Genomic DNA, 13,536 nt, shown 5'->3' with positions numbered 1-13,536 from the left:
GGGTTCCCCCTTCCTCTTTTCATATTTCAAAACTTATATCATCTTCGCTTCGTATTTGTGCTTTTTTACAAGCCAAGCTCCTCCGATAACACCTGCATCATTACCAAGTGTTGCAATAGCTAACTTCGTGCTCTTTACAGCACGTGAGAAAGCGTATTGCTCGAAATAGCGTTGAATTGGTTCTAATAGCGCATCTCCAGCTTTAGACACGCCTCCACCAATAACAATTTTCTCTGGGTTCAACGTACTAGATAGGTTCGCTACAGCTAACCCTAAATAAGAAGCTACCTTTTCTACTACTTCGCCTGCTAATTCATCACCTTGTCCAAGTGCTTCAAAGACATCTTTTGATGTAATACGTCCTTCTTCAGCTAACATAGAACGCAACATGCTTTCTTTATTAGTCTCTTGTATTTTTTGCATAGCAACACGTACAATACCTGTCGCAGATGCTACTGTTTCTAAGCAACCAGACTTCCCGCAATTACATGGGAAAGCATTTTCTGTAACTACTGTAATATGTCCAATCTCACCAGCAGCACCACTCACGCCGTGTACAATCTCACCATTGGCGATTACACCACCACCAACGCCCGTACCAAGTGTCATGCAGATTAAATCTTTTGCACCTTCACCAGCACCTTTCCACATTTCACCAAGCGCTGCTAAGTTTGCATCATTATCAATAACAACAGGTAATCCTGTTTCTACTTCTAATAAATCTTTTAGCGGATAGTTTTTCCACCCTAAATTAACCGCTTCATAAATCATTCCAGATGCCACATGTACAGGGCCAGGAGCTCCCATACCAATACCAATTAACTTGCTCTTCAATTCGCCTAATTCTTCTAGCTTTTTATCAATTGCTTTCGCAACATCAAGTGTAATATGTTTTCCTTGCTCACCTGTATTTGTAGGGATTTCCCACTTATGTAAAATTTCGCCGTATACATTAATAAATGCTAATTTAATCGTTGTACCACCAAGGTCAACACCAACTAACCATTTCTCTTCCATGTTGCTTACCTACCTTTATCTAATTCTTATTTAGCTCTTTTTGAATTTCTTGCTTCAATAAAAATAAAGCTGTTTGATAGTCTTGTGGATCGATTAGCTGTGATTGATTTAATTCACGCAATTCATCTTGCATTAATTGTAAATCTGCAATTCGATCTCCCGTATAAATAATCGTACCAAATTTCTTTAGCAATTGCTGAATATCATAAATAGATACCATTTCATCACCCTCTATGCTCACTTACTATAAAAATTATAATAAGAAAACGTTCACATATTTTATTATAATCAAGAAGAAAAAGTCTCGTCAATTTTTATTTGTCTATACAAGCTCATTTATAAGCATTGTTCCTTTTTCTGTAATAATTTTTTCTATATTTTTATCAAATGGCTCTATCGGAATGTGTTTTACCATTTGAAAATCATATGCTAATGATAGCGTTTTCCCTTTATAATGCACGAGATAACGATCATAATAGCCCCCGCCGTATCCAATCCGTTCTCCTCGCTCTGTATAAGCTACGCCTGGCACAATTTGAAGATCAATGTCATCCGCACTCACTTCTTCCGTAAGTCCCGGAATCGGTTCACGTAAGTTCATATACACCGTTTCTAATTGATCAAAATCACTAATTTTCCGGAAGGACATCGTTCTTGTTCCTTTATTACACTTAGGAACTACAACTTTCTTTCCTTCTTCCCAAGCTTTTTCGATAATAGGATATGTATTCACTTCATTTTCCATTGAGAGAGTAATTCCAATTGTTTTAGCTTCAACCCACTCTTTTTGCGCATACAACGAAAATGCAATCTGTTCTGATAAAGTTGTATATTGTTCTTCTGATAAAGAATTCATGTGTTCTATTATTTGTTTACGCAAACGCACTTTCTCTTCTTTCACACATTCTCCTCCTTACAGTGACACTTTACTCTATGATGATAGTGTATCACTTTTAACATAGGAATCGAATAAAAAAAGAAACAGTAGGAAAATATTCCTACTGCTTACTTTGTTTCACGGTGTAACGTAGACTTCTTGTCACGCTTGCAATACTTTTTAAGCTCGATACGCTCAGCGTTGTTACGTTTATTTTTCTTTGAGATATAGTTACGATCTCCGCATTCTGTACATGCTAGAGTAATATTCACACGCATTCTTATTTCCCTCCAGTACTAATAACTTAAATCAGACTATACTATAATACCACTTTTAAAATAAAAATTCTACACCTTTTGATATTGTCTAATTTTTTCTATAAGATTTTTCATGTTTTCCCTTGCTATTACTGGGTTTCTAGCATGTGAATACACTAAAAATTTTGGTTGTTTTGTGTCAGAAACGATATAAGACCACTCTTTTTCAGTATATTTGAACTGTACTCCTTCAAATATACCTTCTCCCTTCCTTTCAATATCATCCAATAATTTCCTCATAATTTTCCCTTTTTCATTCCATGAACATACCACTTCATCATAAAGTAAATAGAGCGGAGGTGATTGCTCTACTATGCTGAGAAACGTTTTTCCTTGCAATGCTATTAGCTCAAATAATTTTCCAATTCGATATAAAATATCTCGCTTCCACCTTACTTGAAACGACTTCCTTTCATCCTGCGTATAAAACAGAAGATAACATTCTCCTAATTTCAAAGACATTGGGTAAATATTTCCTGTAGATTCGAGTAAGAAATCTGGAATATCTACCTCTTCCAAATCTGTACCTTGGTAAATATTACTATGTTTATCGTATAACTCGAAATGATTTCCTTGCTCAGAAAACATAAGAGCCATATTTGCTTTACTTGATTTCATCAAAGCTTTCACATGATCTTTTTGTTCGCTTGCATAAATCCATGTAACTGTACAACCAAGTCTTTGTAGAAAGAGCATAAGTAAATGTTGCAACGTATCATTTCTCTTATTAATAAGAAGATGAAACTTCTGCATCTGTATTTTCTCGATATCAATATGCCCCAATATAACTTCTATATACTCATTCATAGAAACATGAACCAGCTTATTTCTCCCCATCTCTTTCTCATGCACGTAATAAAACAATTCGGACATATATACTTGTTCTATCTCTTTTTGCTGCTTATACGTTAACGGCATGCCAGCTTGACCATACAACTTTATAACAATCTCATTCTCATTCTCCACTTGAATGAAAACCCCACCTGCACATTGCAAATGATGAACACTATATTGAAAAAGTGACTCGTTCATTTCTTTGCATTCCATCGTATGAATCCCTATACCATGAATAGCATGTAAAAATAAATTTTTATAAGAGGTTGTTTCTATATTTTCTTGACTTCCAATTAATATACTTTCTCCTTTTGTAAAAAGAGAGCCATACGCCATCGCAATCTTCACGATAAACTGGGGAGTAATTTCAACATTCCCTCTTCCTACAATGCGGCTTTTTTGTAACCACCCTGCACTCATTTCACTCTCTTGAATACCAGCCGCTCCTACTATCGAATGACTATCAATCGCCTTATAAGGCCATAGTTTTCCTTTTTGCTTAATTATCGTACTTCTCCCGATATGACAGTGATCCGCTACAATGCTTTTTTGAAACAGTGTAACGTCATCTTCAACTATTGTACGCTCTCCTATTGTCGTTTCTAATAGTTCACAATACTTTCCAATATGGGCATTTGCAAAAACAATACTTTTTTGAAGATGAGAATAATTTGAAACGATACTATTTTTTCCAATAATAGAATATGGCTCAATTACAGCTCCTGTACCAATCTTTGCTCCTTCTCCAATGAAAGAGGGGCCATGAATTTTTGTCCCTTTCCCAATCGTCACCCCTTCTCCCATCCATACCATCGGTAATACTTCCGTATAAGGAATAGGTACTTGTAACTTTTTCGTTAACAAATCAAATTGTGCTTGTCGATATTGATTAAATGTACCGATATCTAACCAATAACCTTCTGACAAATATGCGAATAACACATTTTTGTTTGCCAATAACGGAAACACATCATGACTGAAATCAAAAAATTGTCTAGGCGGTATGTAAGAAAAGATTTCTGGCTCCATAATATATATGCCTGTATTCACAACATTAGATACTACCTCATTCCAGCCCGGCTTTTCTATATATCGTGTAACCTCCTGGTCTTTATTCATTACAACCAATCCAAATGAGAGTGGATTTTCTACTTCTTTCACAAACATTGTTACCATTCTTTTCTTTTGTTCATGAAACCTAATTCCTTCTGATAATTGAAAGTCAGTTAATGCATCCCCGCTTATTACAACAAATGTTTCATCTAAAAATTGTTCTGCTTGTTTAATACTCCCTGCTGTACCAAGCGGAGGAGAGTCTTCAAAATAATACAAGTTAACTCCCCATTTACTACCATCACCAAAATATCGCTTAATCGTCGTACTCATATATTGAACAGTAATTGCAATTTCACGAATACCATGCTGGCGTAATAACTCAATATTGTATTCTAAAACTGGTTTTTCTAATAATGGTAACATCGGCTTTGGAGTATTACATGTTAATGGTCTAAGGCGTCTTCCTTTTCCTCCAGCTAAAATAACCCCCTTCATATACTTCAGCCTCCACTTATATAATGTTCAGTAGCTCCATATACCATATGTATATTCTCTATCCCACATGAACTAGCAGCATAAACTTGATTAGTTAAACGAATCCTCATTTAAAAGACCCTATAATTAAATTTCCCACCTATAAAAACGTACGTTTCAAACAACAAGAAAGCGCTTACTATTAATTGATAAATAATACTTATTAACGAACAACATATATACTAATTTTCCCATTACATTATGATACATCTTATCATCATAAACTAAAGGAAACAACGAGCTTTTTTTGTCATGTTTTGACTAAAAAAAGCAGGTGATTTCTCATCACCTACTTTCATTCCTACTCATTCAATAAATAATGCTTTCCTTTTACTAAATAAAATACATTTTCAGCAATGTTTGTAATATGGTCTGCTACACGCTCAATATATCTCGCCACAAATGATAATTGTGTAATTTGCGTAATTGCTTCTGGTTGTTCCGGAACTGAAGATATAAACTCACGAATTGCTTTTCCATATATTTCATCAACGGAATCATCCATTTCAGCAATTTGTTTCGCGAAAGTTAAATTTTCTTGTTCATATGCTTCTAACGCTAAATGCAACATCTTATTTGCAACCGCAAACATTTCATCCAGGTTATGCAAACTAACAGCCACTTCTTTTTCCCCAAGACGAATTGTAGCCTTTGCAATATTAACAGCATGATCTGCAATACGCTCTAAATCTGTCGCTGTTTTAATTGAAATAAAGATCCTTCTTAAGTCACTTGCTACAGGTTGCTGCTTCGTAATGAGCATAAGCGCAAGATCGTTTATTTCCTCTTCTAAATTATCCATACGGTAATCACCATCAATGACCTCTAACGCTTTCTCTACATCCCTTGTATGCAGACCTTCCATAGCAATCAATAAAGCCGCATTTGCTAATTCGCCAAGCTCAATCACCTTTTGCTGTAACACTTTTAAATCACCTTGAAACTGTTCTCTTACCATTTTTTCTTCCCCCTCAATATTATGTGCCATTATATACAAAGTGAAACTTTAATCACCACTCATCAATCGGGCTTTTACAGGCCGCCTGCCCACCTAACTTCTTTGCTTTTGCTGAATTTTGAGGTGGGGTCTTACTGCCCGCAAATAGCGGGATAAATCTCCTACATAACCTCTTACGCTTGTAATAAACCTTAAGATAAAGAGAAGGTATTACTTCCCTATTAAAGTGAGATAAAAATAAGAAATGCCCTCTGTTAAGAGGGCATTTTCTCTTAGCTTTGCAACGATATCAACCAAAGCGACCTGTAATATAATCTTCTGTACGCTTATCTGAAGGCGTCGTAAATAATTTGTTTGTATCTGTATACTCCACAACTTCCCCGCTTAAGAAGAAAGCGGTTTTGTCTGAAATACGCGCTGCTTGTTGCATATTATGCGTTACGATAACAATACTAAAGTCTTTCTTTAACTCTTGAATTAATTCTTCTACTTTTAATGTTGAAATTGGATCTAGTGCCGATGTTGGCTCATCCATTAAAATAACGTCTGGCTCAATAGCTAAGCAACGTGCGATGCATAGACGCTGTTGCTGTCCACCAGATAAACCGTATGCATTATCGTGCAAACGATCTTTTAACTCATCCCAAATCGCTGCTCCGCGTAAACTTTTCTCAACAATTTCATCTAATGTCTTTTTGTCACGAATACCATGGATTTTTGGACCGTATGCTACATTCTCATAAATAGATTTTGGAAATGGATTTGGCTTTTGGAACACCATTCCTACGTGCGTTCTTAATTCTTCAACTGGATATGATTTATCAAATATATTGCGTTCTCTATACTCAATTACACCTGTAGTTCGAACGATCGGTACTAACTCTACCATGCGATTTAACGTTTTTAAGTACGTTGATTTACCACAGCCACTTGGACCGATAATTGCTGTAACTTCATTCTCATGAATACTTAAATTAATATCTTTTAAAGCATGGTCTTCCCCATACCATAAATTTAAGTTTTTCGTATCAAATACTACTTTCTTTGGCGCAGTCTCGATTTTCTCTTCGTTTTTCACCTGTACATTTACTACTGTTGCTACCATTTGAATTCCCCTTTCATCCACTTCCAACTTATTTTCGATTTCGTAACCATAAAACAAATATATTGATAAATAGCAACAAACCTAACAAAACAATCATCCCAGCTGCTGCTACATACTGAAATTCTTCTTGTGGCCTACTCATCCAATTAAAAATTTGAATTGGTAAAACTGTAAATCTATCAAACATACTAAATGGAACATAATTTGCAAACGCAAGTGCCCCAATAACTAATAGTGGTGCTGCTTCTCCAATTGCTCTTGATATCGCTAACGTACAGCCCGTTATAATCCCCGGGAAAGCATATGGCAATACAATTTGATACATCGTTTGCCACTTCGTAGCACCTAATCCGTAAGAACCCTCTAATAATGCACTTGGTACTGATCGGATTGCTTCTTGACTCGCCACAACAACTGTTGGTAAGACGAGTAAACTCATCGTCAGTGCTGCTGCAACTATACTCTCTCCTAAATGAAGAGCATATACAAAAATAGTTAAACCAAGCAATCCAAATACAACGGATGGTACTCCTGCTAATGTTTGATTATTAATCTCTACTATTTTTTTAAATAGAGATTCCTTCGCATATTGCTCTAAATAAAGGGCTGTTCCAACTCCAAATATAAAAGAAACAGGTATAACAATACTCATAAATAATATTGTCCCTGACAAAGCTGCAGCAATACCAGCTTCTTTCGGATTACGTGAAGCGAAATTTGTAAAGAAATCTATTGAAAGATAGCTTATACCTTTTTCAACAATTTGAAACAGTAACACAAACAAAATTACGATTGAAAATAAAATCGCTATATAAAATAACAATTTGTAAATTCGATCTTTTAAAAAGCGTGATGCCATGTTTTTTTGTATTTTTTTATGATTCAACATCCGCATATTATGTCATCCTCCTAAAACGGCGCATAATTGACTGCGAAATGATGTTCATAATAAAAGTAAACAAAAATAATGTTGCACCTACAGCATACATGCTGTAATACGTAATCGTTCCATGCGGAGCATCACCTAAACTTACTTGCACAATATAGGCTGTTAACGTTTGAATAGAATGTGTCGGATCAAGCGATACATTTGGTGTGGATCCTGCCGCAATTACAACAATCATCGTTTCACCAATTGCACGCGAAGCCGCTAATATAATTGCTGCCATAATCCCTGTAAAAGCGGACGGAAACACCACTTGTTTTACCATTTCAAACCGCGTCGCTCCGAGTGCTAATGAAGCTTCTTTCGTCCCTTTCGCCACAGCTCTCATCGCGTCTTCAGATAGAGATGCAACTGTAGGCATCATCATAAATCCGATAACGATTCCTGGGCTAATCGCATTAAAAAACTGTAAATCTGGTATAATCCTTTGTAAAAGCGGCGTAACAATTGTTAATGCAAAAAAACCATATACAATTGTCGGGATACCTGCTAATAGCTCTAACATCGGCTTTAATATTTTCCGTGCACTATTTGAAGCATATTCGCTTAAAAATACGGCACACGCTAAACCAATAGGAATTGCTACAAACATAGCGATTGCTGTTACAAGGAACGTTCCACATATAAGTGGTAATATACCGAATTTAGGATTTTCAAAAAACGGTAACCATTCTTTCTCCGTCAAAAAGGAGTACAATGATATTTTTTGAAAAAACATGATTGTTTCATTAGAGAGCGTAAAAACAATTCCAAGTGTCGTAACAATAGAAACGCTAGCAATTATTTTTAGTAACAAAGGCATTATTCGATTGATTCGCTGCGTTTTTTTTCTTTGTTTTGTATTTCTTTCAATCAAATGTTGTACAGAAAATGTAATTTGACTTTTGTCATTATGAGCCAAAGATGAAAACCCCTTTCCACCCTGACATTACCTTTTTATTTCTGTTAACATACGCAGCTGTTCATTGTATTTTTCTTTTCTTAATTTTACATACCCGACCTCTTCAGCGAGGTTACCAACATGCTGAATCATAAACTCAACATAGTTTGCTACATTCATTTTATTTCGGATAGATGCATTATTCACATAAGTAAGTAGTGGCCTAGATAACGGCTTATACTTACCTGACTGAATGGTCTCTTTCGTCGGAAATACACCATTCACTTTTATTGCTTTCACCTTATCTCGATTGGCCATATAATAAGCATATCCTACAAAAGCAATGGCATGTTTATCATTCATTACCCCTTGCATAATAACTTGATCATCTTCAGACAAAGAGACTTTTTTTACAATGCGATGATTTTGTAAGATGACATTTTGAAAATAATCATAAGTACCAGAGTCTACGCCTGGTGCATAAAACTTCACTTGTTCACGTGGCCATGTTGAATGAATTTGTGACCATCGCTTCTCTCTTCCATCTTCACTCCACAGTAAACGTAACTCGTCTACTGACATATCGTCTACCCATGTATTGTGCCGATTCACAACGATTGTAAGACCATCGTTAGCGACCTCAAAAGGTGTGAACTGAATAGAGTTTTTCTTCATCTCATTTTTCTCGACTTGTTTCATTACTCTCGAAGCATTATTTATATCTACTTCTCCTTTACTGAAACGATTAAATCCTCCTCCAGTTCCAGAAACACTGATGGAAATTTTCACGTCTGGATGCACCTTTGTATATTCCTCCGCTACTGCTTCTATAATAGGAAAAACCGTTGAGGATCCATCAACTCTCACTTCTCCCATATCATTTAAAGCAAATGCAGTAGACATTTCAAAACAGAGGAACCATATCGATAGTACGAAAATTATAATCGGTGTACGCATCCATTTCACGTGTTCTTCCTCCTAGAAGTAACCGGAAATAACAGGATTACAGATATAAGAATACTGCTAAACTATTAATTCGGTTTTAATTGTTTGTAAAAGTTTTGTAAAGTTCCACAAAAATCAACATACGATAAAGTGAAACTTTAATCAGCCCTCACCAATCGGGCTTTTACGGACAGCCCGACCCCCACCTAACTTCTTTGCTTTCACTGAATTTTGAGATGGGGGTCTTACTGCCCGTTAATAGCGGGATACAATTTTAATCGGTAGTAGTTATTCATTTTCTCTGATAATTTCCCTATAAAACAGTTATCCCCTATCCCACCATATACAAGTATCATTTATACGGCCGCGTTTTTTTCAATGTTGTATACTTGTCCACATTTATTACACGATATGCATAAACCATAAAAAAAAGCACACTATCTTTTCAGATAGTGTGCTTTTTTACAACTTTTTTATTCATCATCTTGCTCTTTATTTTTATTTTCTTTATCATCTTTTGGAGCTTCACCATTTACTTCTTTGTTTTTTAAATCAAAGTAAGCGTCCATAATTTCACGACCAATATATCCATTAATACCAGTCTTATCATCATGTACCCACGGAACGACAACAGAGAATGCTACTTCTGGATCTTCAAGTGGCGCATAACCTACTAATGTTAAGTTATATGTTTCCACACGTTCACCGTTTGCCTTTCTACCAATCTCTTTATCTCCGCCATACACAGTTTGCGCGGTACCTGTCTTCCCTGCCGCTTTATATTTTGCACCTGTAAAGTATTTTGTAGCTGTACCACCTGAATCATTATAAACTTGTCTAAATCCTTCTTGAACACGTTTAATTTGCGATTCTGGCATATCAACACGATTTAATACTTTCGGTTCCATAGATTGAACAACTTTCCCAACTTCATCCGGTTTCACTGCCGGTTGACGAATTTCTTTTACAACTTGTGGTTGCATACGATATCCGCCATTGGCAATCGTCGAAATATATTGCGCTAATTGAAGCGGTGTATACGTATCATACTGTCCAATTGATAAATCTAGTAAGAAACCTGGTTGACTACTTCTACCCATCTGACCAGCAGATTCATTCGGTAAATCAATTCCTGTTTTTACACCAAGTCCAAACTGTCCGAAATAATAACGCATCGTATCAAATGCTTTTTGAGGTATATCTAACGTACCACCTCTCACATACTGAACACCGGCGATATTCATCGCTGTTTTAAACATATAAACGTTAGAAGACATTTTTAAAGCTGTAAGGTCATTAATGTATCCCATCGTTTTCCAAGACGACTTCGTAGGTGTACCTTTTAATTTAATTGGTTCATCCAATTGCACCGATCCTGGTTGAATCGCACCAGTTTGATATCCAGTAAGTACTGTTGCACCTTTTACAGTTGATCCCATCGGATAAGAACTTGTCATGGTACCTAATGCAAAGTCATTTACTTTCGTTTGACCATCTTCGTTAACTAATTGTTTCCCCGCCATAGATAAAACTTCGCCATTTTTTGGGTTCATCATTACAACGAATGCGCGATCTAAAAGAGGTTCGCTTCCTTTAAACCTCATTAAATTCTTCGCAAGAATATCTTCCACGCGCTTTTGTAATTCCATATCAATTGTTAAGTTCAGGTCATTACCACTTTGTCCTTTTGATACATTAATCGTTTCTAAAATATTACCGTTTTTATCTGTAACATTTCTAACTTCTGCTTTCGTACCGTGTAGGCTATCTTCATACTGTTGCTCAAGATAACTTTTTCCTACCCGGTCATTTCGATTATAATCACGAACAAGATAGTAATCTAGTCTTTCTCTCGGTAAACCTTCATCAGATGTCGACACCCCACCAAGTACACTTCGGAATAAATCATCGTACGTATATTTTCGATCCCAATCAACATTCGTATCTACACCTGGTAATGCTGCTAAGTTTTCACTAATAATCGAATATTCCTTTTCTGTAGCATCCTTTTTAATAACTTGAGGTGTCATTGCATATCCGCCATCCATCTTACTCTTAATCGCGAGTATTTCTAAATCTTTTGCGGATAATTGATTAACCTCTTCTTCTGTTACACGACTTCGCTGGCGCTCGTCTAATTCTTTATCATCAATTTTTTTATCTTTAAACTCTTGACGATCTTTATTCGTAATTTTTTCTTTAGCTTCCTCTTTATGCATAGCAAGCCAATAATCCTTTTTATCGCGATCCGTTAATTTATCTGTCGGTACTTCAATCAAATCTGCTAGCTTTTTCGCTGTTTCTAAGCGATCTTCTGCAGTTGATCCTTTCATTTTTGTAAATGTAATAGTACGAATGGCTACATTATCTACTACAGCTCGCCCATAACGGTCAAATATTTTCCCACGCGGTACAGGATTACTTATCGTTGAGTTTTCTTTCTTCTCCACTTCATTCTTATATTCTTCACCACGAACAATTTGTACATATCCGAGCCTTACAATAACCGCGGAGAACATTAAAAACACGCAGAAAAACAGCACGTTTAACCGAAAAGGAACGTGGGTCTTTTTCTTATTTTGCTTCTGCTTCTTGCTCATACAAACCCCCTCTACCAACAGCTATGTAATGTGAAAGGGACACCTTCATACAGGTGTCCTCACTGCTGTCTTACATCTTTTTCTATTCTAGCATAAAACAAACGAGAAGTTAACCTTCTGGTTCAGTTTGGTTTTGCGCGTTTCCTTGCGTTACAACACTTGTTTTACTCGCATTTCCCTCATCATATTTGACATTTTTAACTGCAAAATAAATAAGAAAATGTCCAGCACCTAAAATACATAATAAGTAAGGTAAACTTTTTTCAGGTGGAAAGAATAGTACAGCACATAAAAAACTTAAAATGGAACAGATTCTTCCGGCGTTTAACCACAGCTCCCGAACAACGACATATTCCACACGCCATTCTCTCGCATTTTTCGCTCTACCAATTACGTCATATGTCATTGATCCATACGGAACAAGTAAAATAGGATATGCAATCGCAATACATGCCGCATAAATAAGTAATTTCGTGTATGTAACATTGAAAATAACTAAAAAGACGACAGCATATAAAATAATGCCTCCAAGTAAAATTGCTTTTTTTCGCCACTCCTTCTTTAACATACGAGCAACTAAGTAATAACATACAAAGGATACAGCAGAGTTCACTAAACTATATTTCCCTAATGCGAACTCACTATTAGTTGCTAAATAAACATATACTGAAATGACAAAAATAAACGTTCCTTCTCTCAATCCTTGGAAAAAATGAGCTCGTGTAATCTTTCCCCAGTTTTTATCAATCCGTCGTTCTTTCAATACTTGCACGATTTCATAACGCCCTTCACATTCTCTTTTAGATAAAAAGAAGCTTAAGACGACAGCAATTGCAAATAGAACTAATGAAAGAAAGAATATAACAGTATAACCACTCCATTTCTCCATACGTGAAATTGTGTATCCTGCTGCTATTGGTCCGATCATCCCAGAGAAGGATGTAAGAAGTCCAAGAAACCCATTAAAGAAATCTCTTGTTTCTGGTTCTGTAATTTCAAATGTCAATAAGTTAAAAGCCAACCAGTAAAAACCGTATCCTACTCCTAAAAGAGCCCCCATTAATAAAATATACTGAGAAGCACTTTTCCCCGCTACTAAGACAACAATAAAAAAAATTGCGAGCGTTCCTACTCCTATTCGTAATAAAATCGAGCGATCGATACGTTTCGCTAATTTTCCCCCTACAAGAAATGTGAGAGGCTGTAATATAACGCTGGCCAAATTATACAAGCCAAGATTCACATAATTTTGTGTTTGTTTCCATAAATAAATATTTACAAACGTATTCGATAAAGAAATTGCGAGCGTGTATAAACCTCCTATAAGGAGCAATAACACTAAATCCCGATTCACTTCAACGTCACCAATTATATGTTTCCACTTCATACACAACTCTCCTTTACTTCATGTTCTAGTCTTCCAAAGACAAGCCCAATTATGTAAAAGGAAAGCATAGAAAAAAGCTA

General features: G+C 36.0%; 12 protein-coding genes. All 12 read right to left on the bottom strand.

The annotated features are described in order from the left end of the window. Nucleotides 1-33: 33 nt before the first annotated feature. Nucleotides 34-1,017 carry a glucokinase gene (gene glcK / locus MRP26_RS05520; RefSeq protein ID WP_000391701.1) on the bottom strand — a complete coding sequence of 328 codons (984 nt, stop codon included), beginning with the start codon at nt 1,015-1,017 and terminating at the stop codon, nt 34-36. A 19-nt stretch (nt 1,018-1,036) separates the two neighbouring features. Further along, a complete protein-coding gene (locus MRP26_RS05515; protein WP_000253699.1) occupies nt 1,037-1,237 on the bottom strand; it encodes a YqgQ family protein in 201 nt (66 codons plus the stop codon). Between the two features lie 102 nt (nt 1,238-1,339). Continuing rightward, nucleotides 1,340-1,918, bottom strand: coding sequence for a 5-formyltetrahydrofolate cyclo-ligase (locus MRP26_RS05510; protein WP_069356203.1), 579 nt, complete (start codon nt 1,916-1,918; stop codon nt 1,340-1,342). A 104-nt stretch (nt 1,919-2,022) separates the two neighbouring features. Beyond that, nucleotides 2,023-2,172: a 50S ribosomal protein L33 gene (gene rpmG, locus MRP26_RS05505; RefSeq protein ID WP_001265616.1), complete on the bottom strand. Its 150-nt coding sequence runs from the start codon at nt 2,170-2,172 to the stop codon at nt 2,023-2,025. Nucleotides 2,173-2,241: 69 nt separating this feature from the next. Beyond that, nucleotides 2,242-4,596 (bottom strand): sugar phosphate nucleotidyltransferase, encoded by a 2,355-nt coding sequence (locus MRP26_RS05500; RefSeq protein WP_048563824.1) that lies wholly within the window; start codon nt 4,594-4,596, stop codon nt 2,242-2,244. Between the two features lie 340 nt (nt 4,597-4,936). Next, nucleotides 4,937-5,593 (bottom strand): phosphate signaling complex protein PhoU, encoded by a 657-nt coding sequence (phoU, locus tag MRP26_RS05495; RefSeq protein ID WP_000251246.1) that lies wholly within the window; start codon nt 5,591-5,593, stop codon nt 4,937-4,939. 289 nt (nt 5,594-5,882) lie between these two features. Beyond that, on the bottom strand, nt 5,883-6,698 hold the full coding sequence (pstB, locus tag MRP26_RS05485; RefSeq protein ID WP_000226681.1) for a phosphate ABC transporter ATP-binding protein: 816 nt from the start codon (nt 6,696-6,698) through the stop codon (nt 5,883-5,885). Between the two features lie 28 nt (nt 6,699-6,726). Then, nucleotides 6,727-7,593 (bottom strand): phosphate ABC transporter permease PstA, encoded by an 867-nt coding sequence (gene pstA / locus MRP26_RS05480; protein WP_029443309.1) that lies wholly within the window; start codon nt 7,591-7,593, stop codon nt 6,727-6,729. 1 nt (nt 7,594) lies between these two features. Continuing rightward, complete coding sequence (gene pstC / locus MRP26_RS05475; protein ID WP_000940904.1) at nt 7,595-8,545, bottom strand: phosphate ABC transporter permease subunit PstC; 951 nt, start codon at nt 8,543-8,545, stop codon at nt 7,595-7,597. Nucleotides 8,546-8,572: 27 nt separating this feature from the next. Then, nucleotides 8,573-9,481 (bottom strand): PstS family phosphate ABC transporter substrate-binding protein, encoded by a 909-nt coding sequence (locus MRP26_RS05470; protein ID WP_206702091.1) that lies wholly within the window; start codon nt 9,479-9,481, stop codon nt 8,573-8,575. A 461-nt stretch (nt 9,482-9,942) separates the two neighbouring features. Then, nucleotides 9,943-12,069 carry a peptidoglycan D,D-transpeptidase FtsI family protein gene (locus MRP26_RS05465; protein WP_089171763.1) on the bottom strand — a complete coding sequence of 709 codons (2,127 nt, stop codon included), beginning with the start codon at nt 12,067-12,069 and terminating at the stop codon, nt 9,943-9,945. Between the two features lie 109 nt (nt 12,070-12,178). Next, on the bottom strand, nt 12,179-13,456 hold the full coding sequence (locus MRP26_RS05460; RefSeq protein WP_023523062.1) for an MFS transporter: 1,278 nt from the start codon (nt 13,454-13,456) through the stop codon (nt 12,179-12,181). Nucleotides 13,457-13,536: the final 80 nt, after the last annotated feature.

The sequence above is a fragment of the Bacillus sp. CCB-MMP212 genome (assembly GCF_022748145.1).
GTDB lineage: Bacteria > Bacillota > Bacilli > Bacillales > Bacillaceae_G > Bacillus_A > Bacillus_A cereus.
Note: the sequence above shows the minus strand (reverse complement) of the source record. Positions and strands in the feature narration are given on the sequence as shown.

What these genes read in the sequence shown, in the direction of transcription:
- glcK (WP_000391701.1), bottom strand. Translation starts at nt 1,017, where the DNA reads ATGGAAGAGAAATGGTTAGTTGGTGTTGACCTTGGTGGTACAACGATT.
- MRP26_RS05515 (WP_000253699.1), bottom strand. Translation starts at nt 1,237, where the DNA reads ATGGTATCTATTTATGATATTCAGCAATTGCTAAAGAAATTTGGTACG.
- rpmG (WP_001265616.1), bottom strand. Translation starts at nt 2,172, where the DNA reads ATGCGTGTGAATATTACTCTAGCATGTACAGAATGCGGAGATCGTAAC.
- MRP26_RS05500 (WP_048563824.1), bottom strand. Translation starts at nt 4,596, where the DNA reads ATGAAGGGGGTTATTTTAGCTGGAGGAAAAGGAAGACGCCTTAGACCA.
- phoU (WP_000251246.1), bottom strand. Translation starts at nt 5,593, where the DNA reads ATGGTAAGAGAACAGTTTCAAGGTGATTTAAAAGTGTTACAGCAAAAG.
- pstB (WP_000226681.1), bottom strand. Translation starts at nt 6,698, where the DNA reads ATGGTAGCAACAGTAGTAAATGTACAGGTGAAAAACGAAGAGAAAATC.
- pstA (WP_029443309.1), bottom strand. Translation starts at nt 7,593, where the DNA reads ATGCGGATGTTGAATCATAAAAAAATACAAAAAAACATGGCATCACGC.
- MRP26_RS05470 (WP_206702091.1), bottom strand. Translation starts at nt 9,481, where the DNA reads ATGCGTACACCGATTATAATTTTCGTACTATCGATATGGTTCCTCTGT.
- MRP26_RS05465 (WP_089171763.1), bottom strand. Translation starts at nt 12,069, where the DNA reads ATGAGCAAGAAGCAGAAGCAAAATAAGAAAAAGACCCACGTTCCTTTT.
- MRP26_RS05460 (WP_023523062.1), bottom strand. Translation starts at nt 13,456, where the DNA reads ATGAAGTGGAAACATATAATTGGTGACGTTGAAGTGAATCGGGATTTA.